The following is a 22,271-nucleotide window of genomic DNA, read 5'->3' as shown; positions in this document are numbered from 1 at the left end:
CTTATCTGATGGTTGTAGACTCACCGATCCAACCGCCAATCGTGATGCGGTCACCTGCCTTGTAACCCAGCATGAAGAGGTCCTTAGCCTGCGGAGTATGGGCGGCGTATGTTCTGATCAGTTCATTCACTTTATCCGTAACGCTTGGGTCTACGGCTTTGGCACGCTGCAATTTGTCGATGACTACAAAGTAAGTACATCTGTTCAAAGCAGGCTCATCGCTCCAGTTGGGGCTTGAACCGTACATTTGCGCCAACAGGATATAGGGCTCGCCATAGTTTTCGTTAAAGCTGATAGCCTTTTGGGCATAAGTTCTTGCCTGAGACAGTTTCTTGGCCTGCCACAAAGCAGCAGCGGTAGCATAAGCCATTTCAGCTTTCTTCGCATTGTCTGTTTCCATGCCCAATGCTTCATCGAAATACTTCACAGCAGTATCATAATCGCCTTTCTTGTAGTACATATATGCCACACCTACCGCAGCATCGGCACTCGGATTGACGCGATACAGATAATCGGAAGCCTTGAAGTATGCTTCGCTTTCATTACACTTCATCATCTTCAGGATGGTGATAGTCTTCTTCAAGAAAGCAGAGTCGGATTTGTTTTCTTCGACTTTCGGGCCATAAATATTCTGCAAAGATTCGCAATCGGCCACGCCGCTATTCACGAACATAGCTACCAGATTATCCTTTATGGTTTGCAGGACAGCCTTTTTCTTAGGATTGTTTTCAGCGGCAATTGCATCGTCGGCATATTGTGAAGCATTGATATAATCTTGGAAGAATTGGTCCGTATGGTTAGTGTTGGCTTTCACCTTCTGCATGGACACATCAATGAAATAGTGCAGCACAGCACCGTCCGATTCACCTTTCGCTGTTTCCGCAGACTCTTTCAGCCATGCATAAGCCTGGTTCACATCCGGAGCCGGGGCATATTGCAGATAATCCACCGCTTTCGTACCTAAAGCAGAAGCCACACTCGGCACGCCTTTCATTTTTGTTGCGAACTCAGGAATATACTTCATTTTCTGATCATGCACAGTCATCAACTCATCGAAAAGTTTCTTATACTCTGCAGAGTTACGATCCTTAATCTGGCTCATCAAGCCTACAAGGATTTTTTGCGCATCGGTATAAGTGTAATATCTCAGCGTCGGGCAATCTTTCAGGACAGCCATACAAGGAGCATAAGCGTCTTTATAGTTCTTTGCTCTTACCGCTTCATGCGAAATACTACTATTGGCATTACAATCACTTTGTGCGAAAGTACTGGTCACTCCACCCGAAAGGAGCAAAACAGCGACAAGCGTTTTAATTTTCATTGTATTTAATTTTTAGTTGTTATATTGTCTATTCTCATCATCCGGACATTAATCGACTTTCCGTTTGAAGAACCAGCGCTCGTTAAAGGTCACCCCTACACATACACGCAATGTATTTTCATTCAGGAATGCGGCGGTTTTACCTTTGGTTCTTACATACTGAGCCGAAAGACTCAACACTGAACGCGTACGCGGAATAGGAAGCCCGAAGCCGGCAGTCACTCCATATTCGTCGGCGGCACGCACACCGTCTATTTTGTAATAGGGTTGGGAATAATAGGCTCCCAAACGATATTTCACATGCGCCAGATAGCTTCTTCCCATAGGATTCGGAAGGAATTCGGCGCCTAACGCTATCTTCGTACGGTTGCAGAAAGCATTCTTCGTATTCATATATGTAACCGAACTCCATTTCTGGAAAGTGAAGTCCGCCCCTATCGTCAGACGATTGTCGTACACATAGCTAAGACCTACACCCAAACTCATCGGGCTGCCGAAAGTGGCAACCGTATCCCTGCTGTTTATTGTAGCGCCCGTATTGCTGTCTCCCAACTGGTCCTGCACATTCGAGTCGTTGCCCAGATCATGCCCCGGTGAAAACACAACGCCCAGTGTAGCTTCATGCTTCTTGCCGAACGCCTGCGTATATTGCGCACCGATGTCCAGTTTATAGCTTTGTATGGACGTACCCGTCACCGTAGTCAATGGCAAAGTGGACGAATTGCCCGGAAATGTCATCGCTCTTGTGTGTGTTATATCCCCCCAAAGGTACGAAATGTTCGCACCGACGGAAAGGTTTTTCAATATTTTAAATCCGGCTCCTAAATATAATTGGTGCAATCCGCCGTCCCCATAATATTGCAACGCGCTGGACTGGGAAGGATAGTCCGGATCTTCCCGGTATTCCGTCATGCTATACCCTACATTTGAATAAGGCAACAATCCCAAACTCATAGCCGCCCACTTACTCAAGCGAAATTGCATTGTAATGTAGTCGAAACTGGAGTTTTTGGCATTTTGCTTCACCGTACCATTGCTGAAATTCGTGTTTTGCAAAGAGATGCCGCCGTCAAAAATAAATGTAAGCGAGTCTATCGCCGTATAGGACGCCGGATTCGCGAAATTCACCTGATATTTATCCCGTAATCCGTATGCAACACCACCCATGGCTTTGCTATTACCCGAACCTTGGTCTGCCAATTGCCCGTATCCGTATCGTGTATAGGGAGAATTCGTATTATTTTGAGCGATTGTCGCTCCGGACAACATCATGAGCAAGAACACCAAGAGTGTTTGTCTATATCCTATCATTATTATAGTTTAAAATTCTATTTAATCCTTTCAACACTAAAAATCTGTCTGCAAAGATGATACTTTTTAAGTTTGTATCAAAAGAAAAATCATCACCGCCCGTTAAAAAAACCAAAAGTTCAGGATATTTATGTTTCATAGTCGTTATGTAACCCGAAATTTCATATTCCATACCTTTCAGTACACCTTCACGCATTGCCGTATCGGTGTCCTTGCCCAACGGCAGCCGGCGCCCTTCCCGAACAACCTGCGGAAGCCGTCCGGTGAACTCATGGAGCGCCTTGAAGCGCATTTGCACGCCCGGCGAAATGTTTCCGCCATGATAGCGTCCGGCAGCATCAATAAACTCGTAAGTGATGCAGGTTCCGGCATCTACCACCAGAATATCTTTTCCGGGAAATTGTTCATTGGCTCCCACAACAGCCGCCATGCGGTCGTACCCAAGTGTTTGGGGCGTCTCGTAAAGGTTCTCCACCGGAAGCGGTGTTTTTTCGTCCAGCCACAACAGCGGAACAGGCAGGTGTGCCAACTGCGCCAGCACCCGTTCGCCCAAATCAATAACAGTGGCGACAATCGCTTTATCAATCGGATATTTTGCACAGATATCCGGTAGTTGCTCAAGGGTTTGATTGGAGTCGTAGAATATCTCTACAATACTTCCGTCCCGAAACACCGCTATCTTTGCTATGGTATTGCCTATATCAATTACAAGATTCATTCCATGTTTTTTTAAGCGGTGCAAAGGTAGCACTTTAATTTCGCATAATCCAAGATAATACAGGGTATTTTAATCATAAATAATTACATAAAAGTGAAACAGTTTATGAAACAGCAAATGAAACAGTTTACGTTCTATCAGCCAGCGCATTACAAGCAAGGCTGAAACAGCAGGTGAAACAGTTTGTGAAACCAATATAAAAAGATATACCAAAATAGATACAGGTCTATTTCCTTTGTTTTTTTGTTTTTTCGGGAATGCCGGGATTCTAAAATAACAACAGTTTTATTCCTCCACCGGAAGAAAACCGCATAAGTTCCGAGCATATCCGCTGATCCTCCGAAGAAAAAAAACATTCCGCCTTTTTCCGCGCTTCAACCGCTTATTCCGAAGATTTTCCGTAAATTTGCATCCATGAAACAGTATTTAGTCTTTTTATTATCCCTATTGACCTGCCTGCCTTGCTCCTCCACCGCCACCGCACATACGGAACGAGCAGCAAAGGCCTCCCCTACGGCGGATTCCATACGCATCAGCCTGCTGACATGCGCTTCGGGAGAGGAGATATATTCCCTTTTCGGACATACCGCCATACGATACGAGAACTACACACGCGGCATCGACGCCGTATTCAATTACGGCATATTCAATTTCAATGCACCAAACTTCATCCTCCGTTTCGCTTTAGGTGAAACGGACTACCAACTGGGAGCTGGCGATTATGAACGCTTCGCGGCGGAATATTATTATTTGGAGCGCGATGTCTGGCAGCAAGAACTGAACCTCACCCCGGCGGAAAAAAAGAAGTTGGTCGCCCTGCTTGAAGAGAACTACCGTCCCGAAAACCGGGTGTACCGCTACAACTTCTTCTACGACAACTGCGCCACACGTCCGCGCGACTTAATAGAAAAATCCATTGACGGCACACTGCAATATGCCGACAACATGACCGACACAAACACCGGAACCTCTTTCCGCGACCTATTGCACAAATACAGCAAAGGCCATCCATGGTCACGTTTCGGCATGGATTTGTGCATGGGCAGCCAAGCCGACAAGCCCATCAGCCGCAGACTGATGATGTTCGTCCCGTTCTACGTGCAGGATTACTTCAACACAGCCCGGATCATCGGCAGCGACAAGCAAGTGCGCCCCCTGGTACTGAACGAAGAGAAAATCATAACAACCGGAATGGAAGAGACGGGACAGCCGTCCGAAGGATTCACCCCGTTGCAGGCCGCCTTGTTGCTGTTTATACTGACCGCAGCCGCCACCCTCTACGGCATACGCCGAAAGAAAACGCTTTGGGGAATAGACCTCGTGCTGTTCTTTGCCGCAGGAATGGCGGGATGCATCCTGACATTCCTCGTCCTGTTCTCCCAGCACCCGGCCGTCAGCCCCAACTATCTGCTGTTTGTGTTCCATCCTCTCCACCTCCTCTGCCTGCCATGCATGCTGAACAGGGTGCGAAAAAGGAGAAGAAGCCGTTATATGCTGGCGAACTTCCTGGTTTTAACACTTTTTATATTGCTTTGGCTCATAATACCGCAAAGATTTCCGTCAGCTGTATTACCTTTGGCACTTTGTTTGCTGATACGTTCTGCGAGCAACCTAATTCTCACATACGATAAGAAATAATGAAGAAAGGACTGATAACTTCCATACTCGCACTGACATTCGGCAGCCTGCAAGCCCAGCCGATGCCACCTTCACCCAAGCTGGTGGTGACACTGACAATCGATCAACTGCGTACGGACTATATGGAAGCGTTCTCTTCGCTCTATGGGGAAAGAGGATTTAAACGGCTGCTACGGGAAGGGAAAGTATTCCGACAGATGGAATATTCATTCAACGTCACCGACCGCGCCTCAGCCATGGCCGCCCTCTATACAGGCACCACACCATCCATGAACGGCATCATAGCCGAACGCTGGTTTGATCCGAAAACCTTGCGCCCGAAAAACTGTGTGGATGATTCGGCCTTTATGGGCAACTACACCGACCAGAACACAGCCCCTACGCAACTTCTGACCTCCACCTTTGCCGATGAGCTTAAAATAGCCACTAAAAATGCCGCACTGGTCTATGCCATCGCCCCTTTCCGCGACGCTGCCGTCCTTTCAGCAGGACACAGCGGGAACGGCGCCTTCTGGCTGAACCACACAACCGGAAAATGGTGCGGAACAACTTACTACGGTGAGTATCCCTGGTGGCTGAGCCAATACAACGAACAGCAGTCACCCGACTTCCGCATCAAAGAAATGGAGTGGAATCCCCTCCACCCCATCACAAGCTATACCTTCCTGCCCGAATGGCGCACTATCCCTTTCAAGTACAAGTTTGAGATAGAGAAGGATAACAAATTCCGCCGGCTGATCACCAGCCCGCTCATCAACGACGAAGTAAACCGCGTGACAGAAGATCTGCTGGACAAAAGCAACATCGGCAAGGATGAGATAACCGACCTGCTTGCGGTGACCTATTATGCCGGCAACTACAACCACCGCAGCACACAAGAGTGTGCTATGGAAATGCAAGACACCTACGCCCGCTTAGACCGGAGCATTGCCAACCTGCTGGACATACTGGAGCGTAAAGTAGGCCTGCAAAACGTACTGCTGTGCATTGCATCCACCGGATATACCGACCCGGACGGAGCCGACATAGGCATCTACCGTATTCCCGGCGGAGAATTTCACCTGAACCGTTGCGCCACTTTGCTGAACATGTATCTAATGGCCACTTATGGCGAAGGGCAATACGTGGAAGGATTTTATAACCAACAGATATATCTCAATCATAAATTAATAGAGGAGAAGCAGTTAAGCCTTTCCGAGGTACAGGAAAAGTCAGCGGAATTTCTGGTGCAATTCAGCGGGGTGAACAAAGTATATTCCGCTTACCACCTGCTTTTGGGCTCCTGGTCACCGCAAATAGACCGCATACGCAACGGCTTCCACCGCCACCGTTCCGGCGACCTGATCATTGAAGTGCTGCCGGGCTGGACCGTCATGCAGAAAAACAGCAATGACAACCGCGTGGTGCGCGCTGCCGCCATACCTGCTCCCCTCATCCTACTCGGCAAAGGAGTAAAACCGGAAATCATCCGTACACCGGTCGCAACAGACCGCATTGCTCCCACCCTGTCAAATGCGATGCGCATCCGCGCTCCCAATGCGTGCACAGCCACACCACTCACTTACTGATAACTGATAAAGATTCGTTGCAAAGCGCACATAAAAACGAAGAACTCCATGAGCCCCTGCGCCCTCTGTGGAGATTCCTTAAAATAATCAGTGTAACGTTACGTTATCTGTTGCAAAATCAGTAACTTTGCGCACCATAATAAACTTAGATAATAATAATAAAAACAAATACATAATGGGATTTAATGAATTTTTAAGCTCGATTTTCGGAAATAAGGCTACTCGCGACATGAAGGAAATAAAGCCATGGGTAGACAAAGTAAAAGCCGCCTATCCGGAAATAGTCGCATTGGACAATGACGCCCTGCGCGCTAAAACCGAAGAACTGAAGGCATACATCCGCAACTCGGCAGCAGAACAACGCGCCAAAGTGGAAGAGCTGAAAGCAAGCGTTGAAAACACAGAGCTGGAAGAACGTGAGGAACTCTTTGCTCAAATAGACAAAATAGAAAAAGAGATTCTGGATACTTACGAAAAGGCACTGGACGAGGTTTTGCCCGTTGCCTTCTCCATCGTAAAAGAGACGGCCAAACGCTTCTCCGAAAATGAGGAGATCGTAGTGACCGCTACGGAGTTCGACCGCCATCTCGCCGCTACCAAAGACTTTGTACGCATCGAAGGTGACAAAGCCATTTACCAGAACCACTGGGTGGCCGGCGGCAACGACACGCTATGGAACATGGTGCACTACGATGTGCAGCTGTTTGGCGGTGTGGTATTGCACAAAGGCAAGATTGCCGAAATGGCAACCGGTGAAGGTAAGACATTGGTTGCCACCCTGCCGGTATTCCTCAACGCACTGACCGGAAACGGCGTACATGTGGTAACCGTCAACGACTATCTGGCAAAACGTGACTCCGAATGGATGGGCCCGCTCTATATGTTCCATGGTTTGAGCGTGGACTGCATCGACAGGCATCAACCCAACTCCGACGCACGCCGCCAAGCTTATCTTGCGGACATCACTTTCGGTACGAACAATGAATTTGGTTTCGACTACCTGCGCGACAATATGGCTATCAGCCCGAAAGACCTCGTACAGCGCCAGCACAATTACGCAATCGTCGATGAAGTGGACTCTGTATTGATTGACGATGCCCGTACCCCGCTGATTATCTCCGGCCCGGTTCCCAAAGGCGACGACCAGCTCTTCGAGCAGCTCCGCCCGCAAGTGGAACGTCTGGTGGAAGCGCAGAAGAAACTGGCCACGCAATATCTTGCCGACGCCAAGCGCCTGATAGCATCGAACGACAAGAAAGAACAGGAAGAAGGTTTCCTTGCCCTCTACCGCAGCCACAAGTGCTTGCCGAAGAACAAGGCATTGATTAAGTTCCTCAGCGAGCAGGGCATCAAAGCCGGTATGCTCAAGACCGAGGAGATCTACATGGAACAGAACAACAAACGCATGCACGAGGTCACCGACCCGCTGTATTTCGTGATTGATGAAAAACTGAACAGCGTAGACCTGACCGACAAAGGCGTAGACCTGATTAGCGGTAACTCCGAAGACCCCACATTCTTCGTACTCCCCGACATCACCGCCCAACTCTCCGAACTGGAGAACGAAAAGGAACTGACGGACGAAGAACGCCTTGCCAAGAAAGATGCCCTGATGACGAACTTCGCCATCAAGAGCGAGCGTGTACACACCATCAACCAGTTGCTGAAGGCCTACACCATGTTCGAGAAAGACGACGAATATGTGGTAATCGACGGACAGGTAAAAATTGTAGACGAGCAGACGGGACGTATCATGGAAGGCCGCCGCTATTCCGACGGTCTGCACCAGGCTATTGAAGCCAAAGAAGGCGTGAAAGTGGAAGCCGCCACACAGACTTTTGCAACAATTACTTTGCAGAACTACTTCCGTATGTATCACAAGCTGTCCGGTATGACCGGTACTGCCGAAACGGAAGCAGGTGAACTTTGGGACATCTACAAGCTGGACGTAGTCGTTATCCCGACAAACCGCCCCATTGCCCGCAATGACATGAATGACCGCGTTTACAAGACCAAACGCGAAAAGTATAAAGCCGTCATCGAAGAAATCGAGAAAATGGTAGAAGCCGGCCGCCCTGTGCTGGTAGGTACCACCTCCGTAGAGATCTCCGAAATGCTGAGCAAAATGCTGACCATGCGTAAGATTGAGCACAACGTTTTGAACGCAAAGCTGCACCAGAAGGAAGCCGACATCGTGGCCAAAGCCGGTTTGAGCTGCGCCGTAACCATTGCCACCAACATGGCAGGTCGTGGTACGGACATCAAGCTGAGCCCGGAAGTGAAAGCTGCGGGCGGTCTTGCCATTATCGGTACGGAACGCCACGAATCGCGTCGCGTAGACCGCCAGTTGCGTGGTCGTGCCGGACGTCAGGGTGACCCCGGTTCATCCGTATTCTTCGTATCTCTGGAAGACGACCTGATGCGTCTGTTCTCCTCCGACCGTATCGCCGGCGTAATGGACAGGCTCGGCTTCAAGGAAGGTGAGATGATTGAGCACAGCATGATCTCCAAATCCATCGAACGCGCACAGAAGAAAGTGGAAGAAAACAACTTCGGCATCCGTAAACGTTTGTTGGAATATGACGACGTGATGAACAAGCAGCGTACCGTAGTCTACACCAAACGCCGCCACGCTTTAATGGGCGAACGTATCGGCATGGATATTGTGAACATGATTTGGGACCGTTGCGCCAATGCCATCGAGGCTCCTACTTATGAAGACTGCAAAATGGACCTGCTCCAGACCCTTGCCATGGAAACTCCGTTCACTGAAGAGGAATTCCGCAACGAGAAAAAAGAGAAACTTGCCGACAAGGCCTTCGACGCCGCTATGGAGCTCTTCAAGCGCAAGACCGAACGTATGGCGCAAATCGCTTATCCGGTCATCAAGCAGGTCTACGAAAATCAGGGACATATGTACGAAAACATTCTGATACCTATCACCGACGGCAAGCGCATGTATAACATCTCCTGCAACCTGAAAGCGGCCTATGAAAGCGAATGTAAGGAAGTGGTGAAATCATTTGAGAAGTCGATCCTGCTACACGTCATCGACGAGGCATGGAAAGAAAACCTGCGCGAGCTGGACGATCTGAAACATTCCGTACAGAATGCCAGCTACGAACAGAAAGACCCGCTGCTGATTTACAAGCTGGAGTCTGTGAACCTGTTCGACACGATGGTAGACAAGATAAACAACCAGACAGTCTCCATCCTGATGCGCGGACAAATCCCGGTACAGGAACCGCAGGAGGTTCGTCAGGCCGCCCCCGAACAACGTCAGGACCTCAGCAAGTATCGCGAACAAAAGCAAGACCTGAGCGATCCCAACCAACAGGCTGCCGCCCAGCATGACACACGCGAACAGCAGAAACGTGAACCTATCCGCGCAGAAAAGACAGTGGGACGCAACGATCCCTGTCCTTGCGGAAGCGGCAAGAAGTATAAGAATTGCCATGGGAAAAATGCGTAAATAGCGGAATAGTGATTAGCGGTTCACTAATCACTAACAAAAGCCTCGAACGGTTAAAAACTGTTCGGGGCTTTTATTTATTCAAGTAAAAGATTACTTTTGTTTTCAGAACAAAGAATAAAGGCTATGGCTAAATACTATCATTATCTGTTATTGTCTTGTTTGCTACTTTTGGCAGGCTGCCAAAGCGTTGAATATCTCGCTATCGACTATATGCTACCGGCGGATGTCAGTTTCCCGCCAAGCCTGAAGCGGGTGGGCGTCGTCAACAACATGCCCGCAGTTCCGGAAAACAAGCCTATCCTCGCCAAAGAGAAGAAGAAAGACGACTTTGAAATAGCCCGGAAGGTGGACTATTACAACGGCAATGCCACCATTGCCACCGAAACACTTGCCGAAGCGCTTGCTGATGAGAACTACTTCAACGAAGTGATAATCTGCGACTCTGCCCTGCGCACCGGCGACATCACTCCGCGAGAGGCAATGCTATCACAGGAAGAAGTGAACCGGCTGGTGGATAATCTGGACGTAGATTTCCTCATCGCACTGGAAAACGTGCAGATACACACCACCCGCAAAATAAAGTATATGCGCGACTGGGGTGTCTACTACGGAACGGTGGACGCCAAAGTCTATCCCACCGTCAGTGTCTATCTGCCCAATCGCGGCACACCTATGGTGACCGTCAACAGTAAAGACAGCATCTTCTGGGAGGAAGCCGGAAACGGGCCTTTCGTACAGTCCCACCTCATCAGCGAAGAAGACGTGATAAAACAAGCCTCTGAATTTGCCGGAACCATCCCCGTAAAGAAGCTGTTGCCCTATTGGAAAACAGCCAGCCGATACCTCTTCTGCGGCGGTTCGGTGAATATGCGCGATGCCGCCGTATATGTCAGGGAGAAGCAATGGGAAACCGCCATCGACTTGTGGAAGCAGACCTACGCCACCAAAAAAGGGAAGAAAAAGATGCAGGCTGCCTATAATCTGGCTGTCGGCTACGAGATGCTGGACAGCATCACCACTGCTGTCGGCTGGGCTTTGAAAGCACAAACCGAAGCACGCATTGTGGACGGCGTAGACAAAAAAGATTTGACTCACCTGACCCAGGCAGACCTCCCCAACTACGTCCTCACAACCCTTTACGTCACCGAATTAAAAGAACGTGAAGAAGGCTTGGCACGCCTAAACATGCAAATGCAACGATTTAATAATGATTTTTAGTCAAATACAGTAAATGTAACTGTTTTTTTTATACCTTTGAACATCCATTTAGTAAAGAAAAGCAATTATGAAACTCAGTCAACCGGCATTATCTCTCCTCGAAGAAACCATTAAACAGGCAATCGGCAAGTACACTTGCGGTTGCGAACAAACAATCGTTACGGATATTCATCTGCAAGCAAACCAAAGTTCGGGCGAATTCTGCATTTTCGATGATGACGACAGGGAGCTTTCCAGCACCGTTATCGAAGAATGGATGACTTATGAAGGCGATGACTTCTATGAGAACATAGAACGCATCCTGAGCAACCTGCTCTGCAATATGAAGAGCAAGGATACCTTTGACAAGCTGACTATCATGAAGCCTTTCTCCTTCGTGCTGGTGGATGATGACAAAGAGACCATAGCCGAACTCCTGCTGCTGGACGACGACACCCTGCTGGTAAACGAAGAATTGCTGAAAGGACTGGATGAAGAGTTGGACGCTTTTCTGAAAGACTTATTGGAGAAATAGGCAGTCGGAGTTGCCAAAGACCATAATCGGAAGGTAACTATACATTGCCTTACAATGTGAATCCTTGTTAAACAATAGAGTATATCAAACTATAATCCCCCTATAAACAATTAAAGATTTATAGGGGGATTTGCTGTAAGATAATATAGTCACCTATCGGAAATACCGCTTACGCCTTTTTCAAAGCGGCAATGCTTTCTTTCAATGAGTTGATGATGCTCTCCGCATCCGCCTGTTTCTTGCGTTCCATTTCAATAACGGCAGCCGGAGCATTGTTCACGAACTTCTCGTTGCTCAGCTTCTTCAAGACTCCCTGCAAGAAACCCTCCTTATGTTTCAGTTCGGCTTCCATACGGGCTATTTCGGCTTCCACATCAATCATGTTACCCAAAGGAACGGCATATTCCGTTGTACCCACCATGAAGGCGGCAGCACCGTCGGCTTTCGCCTCAACCACGCTTATGGCAGAGAGGTTGCACATCTTCACGATGACGGCGTCGAAAGCAGCCACCGGATTTTCGCCGACAACCTGCAACTCCAATGCCTCCTTCTGGGCAATGTTCTTCTGCAGGCGGATAGAGCGTACATTACTGATGACCTCTTTCACCACCTCGAACTGCTGCACAAAGGCTTCATCAACTTCCGTTGACATGGAAATAGGACTCACCATAAGGCTCTCCCCGTCTTTACGGTCGAAGATATGCTGCCACAGTTCCTCGGTGATGAACGGCATGAACGGATGCAGCAGATGCAACAGGTTATCGAAGAAGCCGATAGTCGTTTCGTACACCTTTTTGTTGATGGGCTGGCCATAAGCAGGCTTGATCATCTCCAGATACCAGGAAGAGAACTCGTCCCAGAAGAGCTTGTACACTGCCATTAACGCTTCACTCAAACGATACTTGCCAAACAAGTCCGCCACTTCGGCAGCTACGGCATTCTGTTTGGACTCAAACCAGCGCATTGCCAGTCCGGCAGCTTCCGGCATGGGCACTTCGGCACTTACTTCCCAACCCTTGATCAGACGGAAAGCATTCCATATTTTGTTGTTGAAGTTACGTCCCTGTTCACAAAGCGCATCGTCAAAGAGGATGTCGTTGCCGGCGGGAGCCGAAAGCATCATACCCATACGCACACCGTCGGCGCCGTAACGGTCTATCAGATCCAGCGGGTCGGGTGAATTGCCGAGCGACTTGGACATCTTGCGTCCCAGTTTGTCGCGTACGATACCGGTGAAGTAAACATTCTTGAACGGCATCTTGCCTTCGTATTCATAGCCCGCCATAATCATGCGCGCCACCCAAAAGAAGATAATGTCCGGTCCGGTCACAAGGTCGCTGGTGGGATAATAATAGTTGATTTCCTCGTTGCCCGGATTCAGGATGCCGTCGAACAGAGAGATGGGCCACAGCCAGGAAGAAAACCATGTGTCGAGGCAGTCCTCGTCCTGACGCAGATCTTCCGCTTTAAGAGCAGGATTTCCCGTCTTCTCCTGTGCCAGCTTCAATGCCTCTTCGGGAGTGGCTGCCACCACATATCCACCTTCCGGCAGGAAATAGGCAGGAATACGGTGTCCCCACCACAACTGGCGGCTGATGCACCAGTCCTTGATGTTCTCCAGCCAGTTCTTATAGGTATTCTTGTATTTGGCAGGGTAGAATTTCAGGTCATCGTTCATCACCGGCGGCAAAGCCATGTCGGCAAAGTGCTGCATCTTGAGGAACCACTGCATGGAGAGCTTCGGCTCGATTGCCACATTGGTACGCTCGGAGAAGCCGACCTTGTTGGTATAGGCCTCCACCTTTTCCAACAGTCCGGCATGCTGCAAATCCTTTTCTATCTGCTCGCGTACATCAAAACGGTCCATACCGACATAGAGTCCGGCAGCTTCGCTCAATGTTCCGTTGTCATTGAAGATGTCGATGGCAGGCAGGTTGTATTTCTCGCCCAGCATATAGTCATTTACGTCGTGCGCGGGAGTTACCTTCAGACAGCCCGTACCGAACTCTACATCCACATAATCGTCCTGTATAACGGGGATAACCCGGTTCACCAGCGGCACAATCACTTTCTTGCCCTTCAACCATTGGTTCTTCGGGTCGGCGGGGTTAATGCACATCGCCGTATCACCCATGATTGTTTCGGGACGCGTAGTAGCCACTACGGCATAACGCCTGCCGGAAGCATCACGATGAACCACTTCACCTTCGGCCCCCGTCTCACCGGACATGTCATCATCGGCAACGTAGTATTTCAGATAATACAGTTTGCTATGTTCTTCCTTGTAGATAACCTCTTCATCGCTGAGGGCGGTGAGCGCCTTCGGATCCCAGTTCACCATGCGTACGCCACGATAGATCAGGCCTTTATTGTAGAGGTCTACAAATACTTTGAGCACGCTTTCGCTACGCTTCTCGTCCATGGTAAAAGCAGTACGATCCCAGTCGCAGGAAGCACCCAGCTTGCGGAGTTGTTTCAGGATGATACCGCCATGTTCGTCCGTCCATTCCCAAGCGTATTTCAGGAATTCATCACGAGTAAGATCCGTTTTCTTGATACCCTGTGCGGCAAGTTTGTTCACAACCTTGGCTTCGGTGGCAATGGAAGCGTGGTCCGTACCCGGAACCCAGCAGGCGTTCTTGCCTTCCATACGTGCGCGACGTACAAGAATATCCTGAATGGTATTATTAAGCATGTGTCCCATGTGGAGCACACCGGTGACGTTAGGGGGCGGAATGACGATGGTGTAAGGCTCACGACCATCGGGTTTAGAACTGAATAATTTGTGGTCCAACCAATACTGGTACCACTTTCCCTCTACGTCAGCGGGATTGTACTTACTTGCTAATTCCATGTTTCTAAAATCTATATTTTGTTATAATGGGCGCAAAATTAATAAATTAATAGCTTTATACGGCAAAAGCAATGAAAAGAATTACATACCTTTGCTTCACAAATGATAATTTTATATGAAGTTATCGGAACAAGCACGCAGTGCCGCACCGGTTTCAACAGATGAAACTGAAAATCCAAAGCATGCGGCAGGCGAAGCACATAAGGGAAAAGTAAGATGAAGCATAACATAGGCATATCAGGAATAAGGGTCAAAAGCAATTCATTACTTTTGGCACTTTTTTTACTGCTTGTATGGTGTGTACAGATAGTGCCCGGCTTGGGAAATGCTTATGCCCAATATGTGTATCCGGCTATTGCCCGGGTACTTTCCTCTTTCTCCCGACTGGTACCATTTGCCATCGGCGACTTGTTCATTGCGCTAAGCATCGCCGGCCTGCTTCTTTACCCTGTCTATGCGCGCCACATCCGCAAGCAGAGGTGGAAGTCCATTCTGCTTGCAGACGCCAAGTATCTTCTATGGGTGTACGTATGGTTCTATCTGGCATGGGGATTGAACTACTCGCAAAAGAACTTCTACGAACGGACACACATCCCCTATATCGCGTACACTCCCGAAAACTTCCAGAAGTTTGTAGACAGCTACATCAAAAATCTGAACGGTTCTTACACAGACATTACATCCATCGATGAAACGTTGGCGTGCCATGAAAGCGTACGAGCATACAATCAAATCAGTGACTCGTTAGGAGTGCATCGCCCTTTTCACCAATCACCTCGCGTAAAGACAATGCTGTTCACCCCCTTGATTTCGATGGTAGGCGTCACCGGCAGCATGGGGCCTTTCTTCTGTGAATTCACCCTGAACGGCGACTTGCTTCCTTCGCAATACCCCGCCACTTACGCACACGAGCTTGCTCACCTGCTGGGCATCACCAGCGAAGCGGAAGCCAACTTCTACGCCTATCAGGTATGTACCCGTTCGCAGGTGAAGGAGATTCGCTTCAGCGGCTATTTCTCCATATTGCCGCATGTGCTGGGCAATGCCCGGAGACTTATGAATGAAGAAGAATATGCACAACTCCTCCAGCGCATACGTCCCGAAATTATCAGACTGGCGCAAACAAACAGCGAATACTGGATGAAGAAATACAACCCCGTAATCGGCAGTATTCAGGACCGGATATACGACTTATACCTGAAAGGCAACAAAATAGAAAGCGGACGGAAAAATTATTCGGAGGTAGTAGGTCTGCTGATTTCGTATGAGGAGTGGAAGAAAAATCGTATCTTTGCACCAGTCATTAACCAACAGTAATCCATGCAACATACAAGAAAAGAACAAATGGAGGCTTTCGGCCGCTTCCTCGATATACTCGACGAACTGCGGGTGAAATGTCCCTGGGACAAGAAGCAGACCAATGAAAGCCTGCGTCCCAACACCATTGAAGAGACTTATGAACTTTGTGACGCCCTGATGCGCGACGACAAGCAGGAAATCTGCAAAGAACTGGGAGACGTATTGCTTCATGTGGCTTTCTACGCCAAAATAGGTTCGGAAACCGGAGATTTTGACATAAAGGATGTATGCGACCGCCTTTGCGAGAAGCTGATTTTCCGTCATCCCCACGTATTCGGCGATGTGAAAGCCGAGACTGCCGGACAAGTATCCGAGAACTGGGAACAGCTGAAACTCAAGGAAAAAGGTGGCAACAAAACGGTACTAAGCGGTGTGCCCGCCGCCCTGCCCTCGCTCATCAAGGCATATCGCATTCAGGACAAAGCCCGCAATGTGGGTTTCGACTGGGAAGAACGCGAACAGGTGTGGGATAAAGTGAAAGAGGAAATACAGGAATTTCAGGACGAGGTGGCCCACATGGACAAGCAGAAAGCGGAAGAGGAATTTGGAGATGTAATGTTCAGCCTCATCAATGCCGCCCGCCTGTACAAAATAAATCCTGATAATGCCTTGGAACACACTAACCAGAAGTTTATCCGCCGCTTCAACTATGTAGAGGCACACAGCATCAAGGAAGGCAAAAACCTGCACGATATGACACTGGAAGAGATGGACAAACTGTGGGAAGAGGCCAAAGCATTGGAGAATAAAAAATAGATCATCCGTTTGGGTCAAACAGATGATCTATCAGCCTTCAACACATCATCCGTTTCGTACAAACGGATGATGTGTTTTTATCTCTTGTCCGGTTGGCGTTTCGGAGCCTTACCTTTGTTGTCATTATGCCGCATCCCTTTCAGCAGCTCCCGGTGAAAACGCATCTCGGCTTTCTGCACCAGATATAGTTTCTTGGCAGACAATATCTTCTTGAACCTAACGAAATAAGTCTTATCCAAACGGTCGGAAGCGATACGTGCATCATACACGCCTTCCATAATCGCATCATATTGGGCTTCAGTGGTCTTTTCGTCTTTTCCCTGACGGATCAAGTTCCACGCCTTATCGTTCTGCTCTTTCTTCTTGTCCTGCAATTCAAAGTAAAGGGGGAAAAACTTAGCCGCCTCTTCCTTGGTCAATCCGGCTTTCTCTGTAATATATGCTTGCTGTTTGGCACGAAACTCTGTGGGAGACAAATGCTGCTGGCATCCGTCCGCAGCCCAAAGCACCGGTGCGAAACCGCACATCATAATTAGTAAAACAATCAGCTTTTTCATTTCTTCTTCAATCGGTTAAAGTTATTGCAGCCTCATTCTGCATCAGAATCGGCCAAATAGACGTATAATGAGTAGTCGTCAAGCATAGTGTTGTCCACTGCCATGTCGATGTATTCCATTTCTACCTCGGTTTCATCGGCAGCCATACAGTCTGATGCAGCCGGAGCATGGTTGGAGGAAGCTACGCGGATAATCAATGCCGCACCTACAAACATGGCCGCCATATATACCCAAGGCTTTGCTCTTTCCCACATTGTAACCTCTTTCTTCTCGGAAGCAGGTTTCTCTTTTTCGGGAAGCCGGTTCATAATCTCCGAAGTGAGATTCTCAAAGTATCCTTCGGGAACATGAAAAGCATTTTCCGTCCCAATCTTTTTGAGCATGTAATCTTCTTCTTTCATAAGCTCTTCTCCTCTCTGTTTGGTTAGACTTTTTTTCACGTTAAAGGTTTAATCATCTTCTCCTAATATCTTCTCTATTTTTTTCACCGCATGATGATAGGATGCTTTCAAAGCGCCTACGGAAGTACCGAAGATCTCGGACATCTGCTCGTATTTCATCTCCTGGTAGTACTTCAGGTTGAACACCATACGTTGCTTTTCGGGCAAGGTGAGCAACGCTTTCTGTAAAGCCATCTGAGCCTTGTCGCCCGAAAAGTAAGGATCGCTCTCCAGCCTCTGAAGGGAATCGGCTTCGGGATCGTCCAATGAAACGGTGTTGACCGCCCGCTGTTTATTCAGAAAAGTGAGGCACTCGTTCAGCGCAATACGATAGAGCCACGTGGAGAGCCTCGCCTCCGCCCGGAAATAATCGATATTGATCCATGCCTTGATAAAGGTGTTCTGAAGCAAGTCGTTAGCATCTTCATGCGAAAGCACCATACGCCGGATTTGCCAGTATAACTGCTCGCTGTATTGCGCCACAATCATCTCAAATCCCTGCTTCTGCGTACTTTCCTCCTGAAGAAGTGCCAGCACTTCACGTTCATTATAAGAAGGATTCATATATTCTATTCACATTTATAGCTTTACACCGACAAAGATAGTAAAAGTTTAATTCACACCGATATGCAAAGCGTTTCTTTGGCAAGCTGTGTATTCGGAAAAACCGGACGCGCCTCTTCCAGCAGCACCTGTTCGTCATCGTAACGGGCTGAAAAATGACCTATCAGTAGCTTCTTCACCTCCGCATCGCGGGCTATTTGTGCGGCTTGCGAAGCGGTGGTATGGAACGTCTCTTTGGCACGCGGGGCGGCATCTTCGGCAAAAGTGGCCTCATGGAAAAGCAGATCGACTCCTTTTATCTGTTCCGTTATGGAGGGAAGATAAATCGTATCCGAACAATAGGCATAACGGCGTGGAGCAGCCGAGGGACGGGTGAGACGGGCATTGGGTATCACCTCTCCTTCCGGCGTAACGTAATCCGCACCGTTCTTGATGCGGTTCAGCTCGTACACCGGCACTTGATAGAAGTCTATCATGTCGCGCAGGATATGATTGGGGCGCGGCTTCTCGGCAAACAGAAAACCGCAGCAAGGCATGCGATGCCGCAAAGGAATGGTTGTCACCGTAAGCGAACGGTCTTCATAAATCAAAGCGGCTTCTTTCGTCTCGAACGCGTGGAAGAAAATTTTATAGGTCATCTGATGATTGAAGAATGCAAGCATCGGCGTAAGAAGTTCTTCCAAACCTTTGGGAGAGTGGATATGCAGGTCGGCTGTACGCCCCAAGAGATTAAGTGTGGATATCAGTCCCGGCAGCCCGAAGCAGTGGTCGCCATGCAAGTGGGAGATGAAGATACGGTTCAGACGCGAGAACTTGAGACGTGACTTGCGGAATTGCAACTGTGCGCCTTCTCCACAGTCTATCATAAAAAGTTTGTCACGTAAGTTCACTACCTGCGAAGTAGGAAAATGGCGGGTGGTAGGCAATGCCGAACCGGAGCCGAGAATATGTAGTTCGAATTTCTCCATGATGATGCAAAGATAAGGGTATTCATCACAGAATATATAGATTTTACGATTTTTTGTTGAGATATGGAGTTAATCCCTCCCCTGTACTCCTCCTCCAAAAAAGAAAGGGTACTTGTGTTTGCCACAAGCACCCTTACCTTATTTATATAGAGAAGCAATTACTTCTTTCCGGCTTCCATCTGCTCTTTCAAAGCAGCCAAAGCGTCGATGTCGCCCAAAGTAGTAGAAGCAGCCTGGTTTTGGATTGAAGCAGAAGCTTCTTCTCTCTTACCGGTAGACTTCTTGGCAGCTTTCTTTTCTGCTCTTTCTTCTGCCTTAGCTACATCTTCGAAGATACGGCTGTGAGACAGGATGATGCGCTTAGCGTCCTTATTGAACTCGATAACTTTGAATTCGAGTTTCTCGTCCAACTGAGCTTGTGAGCCGTCTTCCTTAACGAGGTGTTTCGGAGTAGCGAAACCTTCTACACCATAAGGCAGAGCAACTACTGCACCCTTATCCAGCATTTCGATGATAGTACCTTCGTGTACTGAACCTACTGTGAATACAGTTTCGAATACATCCCAGGGGTTTTCTTCGAGTTGCTTGTGACCGAGGCTCAAGCGACGGTTTTCTTTGTCGATCTCCAACACCTGTACATCAATATCCGCACCGATCTGAGTGAATTCGGAAGGATGTTTAACCTTCTTAGTCCAAGACAGGTCAGAGATGTGGATCAAACCGTCAACACCTTCTTCGATTTCTACGAATACACCGAAGTTAGTGAAGTTGCGAACCTTAGCTGTGTGCTTAGAACCGATAGGATATTTCTCTTCGATAGTTTCCCAAGGATCAGCTTTCAGTTGCTTGATACCGAGAGACATCTTACGTTCTTCGCGGTCCAAAGTCAGAACTACTGCTTCAACTTCGTCACCTACCTTCATGAAGTCTTGTGCAGAACGCAAGTGCTGTGACCAAGACATTTCAGATACGTGGATCAAACCTTCAACACCCGGAGCGATTTCGATGAATGCACCGTAGTCAGCCATAACGACAACTTTACCCTTCACGTGGTCGCCTACCTTCAAGTTAGGATCGAGAGCGTCCCAAGGATGCGGAGTGAGTTGTTTCAAGCCGAGAGCGATACGCTTCTTCTCATCGTCGAAATCAAGGATAACGACGTTGAGTTTCTGGTCGAGCTCAACCACTTCTTTCGGATCGCTGACGCGGCCCCAAGAAAGGTCTGTGATGTGAATCAAACCGTCTACGCCGCCCAGGTCGATAAATACACCATAGGAAGTGATATTCTTAACGGTACCTTCGAGGACTTGTCCTTTTTCGAGTTTACCGATGATTTCTTTCTTCTGTTGTTCCAGTTCAGCTTCGATAAGAGCCTTGTGAGATACAACGACATTCTTGAATTCCTGATTGATCTTAACAACCTTGAATTCCATAGTTTTGCCAACGAATACATCGTAGTCGCGGATAGGCTTAACGTCGATCTGAGAACCCGGCAAGAATGCTTCGATACCGAATACGTCAACGATCATACCACCCTTAGTGCGGCACTTGATGTAACCCTTGATAATTTCTTCATTTTCCAAAGCAGCGTTAACGCGATCCCAAGAACGGGTAGCACGAGCTTTGCGGTGAGACAGAACCAACTGTCCTTTTTTGTCTTCCTGATTTTCGATGTATACTTCTACAGTATCACCTACTTTCAGATCGGGATTGTAACGGAATTCATTCAAAGGAATGATACCGTCTGATTTGTAACCGATGTTCACAACTACTTCACGCTTGTTCATTGCAATTACGGTTCCGTCAACTACCTCGCGGTCGTTAACTTTGTTCAGCGTGTTGTCATACGCCTTCTCCAAGTCTTCGTGACTTGCGTTTGTTACGGTTTCACCGTTCTCGTAAGCATCCCAGTTGAAGTCTTCAATGGGAGCAACATTTTTTAAATTTTCCATTAATAAATAAATTGTTTAACTCGTTAATTAAGTGAGACTTTATGTTGACTCATATTTAAATCGGGCGCAAAGATAGAAGTATTTTCTTGAATGACAAAAAGTTCTCTCTGAAAATATCCGGTATTCAGGTCTGATTTCTAAAGTTTTCACCTTATTATATAGCAGAAATCCCCCATTACACATCATGAGTTCTCTCTGACGTATGCCAAAGCTGCCCCGATAGCCGTACGATATTCTGCATAAGGTGGAATGTGAAAGCGCACATGATAAATGCTTTCCATTTTCGGGAACACTTCCCGGCATTGCGGCAACTGAGTGAGATTGCCTATCAGCACGAAATCCCTCACCGGACTGTTCAGTGCGGAAAGCACAGCCGCTCCGCCTATGGTCTGGAGTACGGTATAAATGATGCCGCAAGCTATATCTTCCTGAGAGGCATTGCTGTCCGCCTTTCCGAACAAGGAAGCGGTGGCAGATACCGGCAAGTCGGGTAATGCGTTGTTACAGATATCACCGATCTGCAGATTTACGCGGGTTACATCGCCTTTTGCAGCCAAATCAGCCACCCGGTGGATATCGTGTGTCTTGAGCAGCAGACGTGAAAGTCCCTGCAACGTACCTCCACCGATGCCCATACCACCGATATGCTGAATTTCATCTCCGCTGATTTTCACAAAAGACGTCCCCGTCCCCATGCTGACAACTATCAGCTGGTCGATGTCCGTAGCATGGCGAGCCCCCAGCCCGTTGGCTATGAATTCGTCGGTCTTACGGGTGGGAAGTCCGTAAAGCGGACTGTCTACAAACGCGCTGCCTACACCGGTCAGCATCACCTGTTCCACATCGGACAACTGAATTCCATTATCATAAATGTATTTGCCGAACGCTCCAAACAAAGACGTAACCGGATCGGTCGCCGTAATAAACATCGGTGACTGTATCTGCCCTTTATTGATTCCTACGATTTTAGTGGTACTTCCACCGACATCTATACCTATTACAATTCCCATAATCGAAAAATTTATTGGCAAAGATAAAGCATAAATTCCTATAATTCC

Annotated in this window: 17 protein-coding genes; 7 read left to right on the top strand and 10 right to left on the bottom strand. The window is 48.2% G+C overall.

Annotated features, from left to right (window positions below; genetic code table 11):
- Position 1: 1 nt before the first annotated feature.
- The 3 genes from NQ546_RS08300 to NQ546_RS08290 are packed head-to-tail and all read right to left on the bottom strand — an operon-like array spanning position 2 to position 3,350.
- The gene (locus NQ546_RS08300; protein WP_004289660.1) at positions 2–1,321 is read right to left on the bottom strand and encodes a tetratricopeptide repeat protein; all 1,320 of its coding nucleotides are present in this window, start codon (positions 1,319–1,321) and stop codon (positions 2–4) included.
- 48 nt (positions 1,322–1,369) lie between these two features.
- Positions 1,370–2,632, bottom strand: a complete 1,263-nt coding sequence (locus tag NQ546_RS08295) for a membrane protein (protein WP_004289659.1) — start codon at positions 2,630–2,632, stop codon at positions 1,370–1,372.
- Positions 2,619–3,350 carry a type III pantothenate kinase gene (locus NQ546_RS08290; protein ID WP_004289658.1) on the bottom strand — a complete coding sequence of 244 codons (732 nt, stop codon included), beginning with the start codon at positions 3,348–3,350 and terminating at the stop codon, positions 2,619–2,621. Before NQ546_RS08290 ends, NQ546_RS08295 begins: the two co-directional genes overlap by 14 nt.
- A 414-nt stretch (positions 3,351–3,764) precedes the next feature.
- Between NQ546_RS08290 and lnb the strand changes: the two genes are divergently transcribed.
- The 5 genes from lnb to NQ546_RS08265 all read left to right on the top strand — a co-directional run bounded on the left by lnb (position 3,765) and on the right by NQ546_RS08265 (position 11,763).
- A complete protein-coding gene (gene lnb, locus NQ546_RS08285) occupies positions 3,765–4,988 on the top strand; it encodes a lipoprotein N-acyltransferase Lnb (protein ID WP_004289656.1) in 1,224 nt (407 codons plus the stop codon).
- A complete protein-coding gene (locus tag NQ546_RS08280) occupies positions 4,988–6,556 on the top strand; it encodes an alkaline phosphatase family protein (RefSeq protein ID WP_004289655.1) in 1,569 nt (522 codons plus the stop codon). The genes lnb and NQ546_RS08280 overlap by 1 nt, the downstream gene beginning before the upstream one ends.
- A gap of 175 nt (positions 6,557–6,731) precedes the next feature.
- Positions 6,732–10,028: a preprotein translocase subunit SecA gene (gene secA / locus NQ546_RS08275; protein WP_004289654.1), complete on the top strand. Its 3,297-nt coding sequence runs from the start codon at positions 6,732–6,734 to the stop codon at positions 10,026–10,028.
- A gap of 126 nt (positions 10,029–10,154) precedes the next feature.
- Complete coding sequence (locus NQ546_RS08270; RefSeq protein WP_004289653.1) at positions 10,155–11,249, top strand: DUF6340 family protein; 1,095 nt, start codon at positions 10,155–10,157, stop codon at positions 11,247–11,249.
- A 67-nt stretch (positions 11,250–11,316) separates the two neighbouring features.
- Entirely contained in the window at positions 11,317–11,763 is a 447-nt protein-coding gene (locus NQ546_RS08265) for a hypothetical protein (RefSeq protein ID WP_004289652.1), read from the top strand.
- A gap of 169 nt (positions 11,764–11,932) precedes the next feature.
- Here NQ546_RS08265 and NQ546_RS08260 read toward each other — a convergent pair whose 3' ends face one another.
- Positions 11,933–14,617 (bottom strand): valine--tRNA ligase, encoded by a 2,685-nt coding sequence (locus NQ546_RS08260; protein ID WP_004289651.1) that lies wholly within the window; start codon positions 14,615–14,617, stop codon positions 11,933–11,935.
- Between the two features lie 216 nt (positions 14,618–14,833).
- Here NQ546_RS08260 and NQ546_RS08255 point away from each other — a divergent pair, with 216 nt between their 5' ends.
- Together NQ546_RS08255 and mazG are read left to right on the top strand one after the other, a co-directional pair.
- Complete coding sequence (locus tag NQ546_RS08255) at positions 14,834–15,934, top strand: DUF3810 domain-containing protein (RefSeq protein WP_004289650.1); 1,101 nt, start codon at positions 14,834–14,836, stop codon at positions 15,932–15,934.
- A 3-nt stretch (positions 15,935–15,937) separates the two neighbouring features.
- Positions 15,938–16,732, top strand: a complete 795-nt coding sequence (gene mazG / locus NQ546_RS08250) for a nucleoside triphosphate pyrophosphohydrolase (RefSeq protein ID WP_004289649.1) — start codon at positions 15,938–15,940, stop codon at positions 16,730–16,732.
- A gap of 77 nt (positions 16,733–16,809) precedes the next feature.
- Here the strand turns inward: mazG and NQ546_RS08245 are convergent, their stop codons facing one another.
- The 6 genes from NQ546_RS08245 to coaW all read right to left on the bottom strand — a co-directional run bounded on the left by NQ546_RS08245 (position 16,810) and on the right by coaW (position 22,223).
- Complete coding sequence (locus NQ546_RS08245) at positions 16,810–17,289, bottom strand: hypothetical protein (protein ID WP_004289648.1); 480 nt, start codon at positions 17,287–17,289, stop codon at positions 16,810–16,812.
- A gap of 32 nt (positions 17,290–17,321) precedes the next feature.
- Positions 17,322–17,690 carry a hypothetical protein gene (locus tag NQ546_RS08240; RefSeq protein WP_029429360.1) on the bottom strand — a complete coding sequence of 123 codons (369 nt, stop codon included), beginning with the start codon at positions 17,688–17,690 and terminating at the stop codon, positions 17,322–17,324.
- A 48-nt stretch (positions 17,691–17,738) separates the two neighbouring features.
- Positions 17,739–18,293: an RNA polymerase sigma factor gene (locus NQ546_RS08235; RefSeq protein WP_004289646.1), complete on the bottom strand. Its 555-nt coding sequence runs from the start codon at positions 18,291–18,293 to the stop codon at positions 17,739–17,741.
- A gap of 53 nt (positions 18,294–18,346) precedes the next feature.
- Entirely contained in the window at positions 18,347–19,261 is a 915-nt protein-coding gene (locus NQ546_RS08230; RefSeq protein WP_004289645.1) for a ribonuclease Z, read from the bottom strand.
- A gap of 158 nt (positions 19,262–19,419) precedes the next feature.
- Entirely contained in the window at positions 19,420–21,213 is a 1,794-nt protein-coding gene (rpsA, locus tag NQ546_RS08225) for a 30S ribosomal protein S1 (RefSeq protein WP_004289644.1), read from the bottom strand.
- Between the two features lie 182 nt (positions 21,214–21,395).
- The gene (gene coaW / locus NQ546_RS08220) at positions 21,396–22,223 is read right to left on the bottom strand and encodes a type II pantothenate kinase (RefSeq protein ID WP_004289643.1); all 828 of its coding nucleotides are present in this window, start codon (positions 22,221–22,223) and stop codon (positions 21,396–21,398) included.
- Positions 22,224–22,271 lie beyond the last annotated feature (48 nt).

Source organism: Bacteroides eggerthii (assembly GCF_025146565.1).
GTDB classification, from domain to species: Bacteria; Bacteroidota; Bacteroidia; order Bacteroidales; family Bacteroidaceae; genus Bacteroides; species Bacteroides eggerthii.
Note: the sequence above shows the minus strand (reverse complement) of the source record. Positions and strands in the feature narration are given on the sequence as shown.